This window comes from Streptomyces sp. NPDC058964 (genome assembly GCF_042741275.1).
Classification (GTDB): Bacteria; Actinomycetota; Actinomycetes; order Streptomycetales; family Streptomycetaceae; genus Streptomyces.
The window spans coordinates 1-1275 of the sequence record NZ_JBHYKH010000999.1; the positions used below are offsets into that span (position 1 = coordinate 1).

Genomic DNA, 1275 nt, shown 5'->3' on the forward strand with positions numbered 1-1275 from the left:
GTCTTCAGCGCCGCTCCCGAGGCCACGGCCTGCCGGGCCCGGTGCAGGGCGGGTGTGAAGCGGGGGACCAGGGGCCCGGGTCGAGGGTCGGCGGCGATCAGGGCCGCTGCTGCGTTGAGCAGGGCGGTGTCGAGAACCGGGCCAGCTTCTCCGGCCACCACCCGGCGCAGGACGCGTGCGTTGTACTCGGGCCCGGCGCCGGCCAGTGCTCCGGTCGGCGCGGGCGCGAGGCCCAGGGCGGCCGGTTCCAGGAGCTCCGGGGTGACGGTGCCCCCGCGGACCGTCCAGATCCTCGCCGGCCCGGCTGTCGTCAGCTCGTCCGTGCCGTCCTCGGAGCGCACGACCAGGGCCGAGGTCCCGCGCGCGGCAAGTACCTCAGCGATGGCCGGCGCGGCTCGCAGGTCGGCAACTCCAACCACCTGGAAACGGGGCCGGGCCGGGCTGAGCAGCGGGCCGAGCAGGTTGAACACGGTCGGGACGGCGAGCGCGCGGCGTACCGGGGCGGCGTTGCGCAGGGCAGGGTGGAAGGCGGGGGCGAAGCAGAAAGTGATTCCTGCCCGTCGGGCCACGTCGGCGACGGCGGCGGGCGGCAGGTCGAGCGGGAGTCCGAGGGCCTCGAGGACGTCGGCGGTGCCGCACCGGGACGACGCCGAGCGCCCGCCGTGCTTGACAACGCGCACTCCGCACGCAGCGACGACGATGGAGGCCATGGTCGAGACGTTGACGGTCGAGCCGCCGTCACCGCCGGTGCCTGCAAGGTCGACGCACCGACCACCGTCGACGTCGATTGGCACGGCGTGGTCGAGCGCGGCCTCGACGAGCCCGGACAGTTCGGCGGCGTTCTCGCCCTTGACCCGCAGGCCCATGAGGAAGGCCGCGAGTTGCTCAGGCCGGAAGTCGTCGTCCAGGACCCGGCGCATGACCCACCGGGTGTCCTGGGCCTGGAGGTCCCGGCCGGCGGCCAGCACCGCGAGCACGTGCGGCCAGGAGAGCCCGTCGGGGCCGGTGCCGGTCCGGGGCTGCTGGAGGGGCTTGTCGTCCACTGGTTCGCCGTCCTTGGCGTCGAGTCCAGCAGGGGCCCGGAACACAAGGAACGGCCGCCCACCGGACGGCCGAATACATGACGTGTTGGGGTATCAGGCCACCGGATCGGTGGCCCACCAGAAACCGCAGAACGTCGTCATGCCGATCATGATAGCCGAACCTTCCGTACTTGCGCCGCGGCAAACCCCACCCAGTGGGGCCCCAAAGGGCGCTTCAACCACACAAAACCCA

At 72.9% G+C, this 1275-nt stretch carries 1 protein-coding gene; it reads right to left on the reverse strand.

The annotated features are described in order from the left end of the window. A partial coding sequence (trpD, locus tag ACFW2E_RS47160; RefSeq protein WP_384478411.1) for an anthranilate phosphoribosyltransferase occupies positions 1-1043 on the reverse strand: 1043 nt, incomplete at its 3' end. Between the last annotated feature and the right edge of the window lie 232 nt (positions 1044-1275).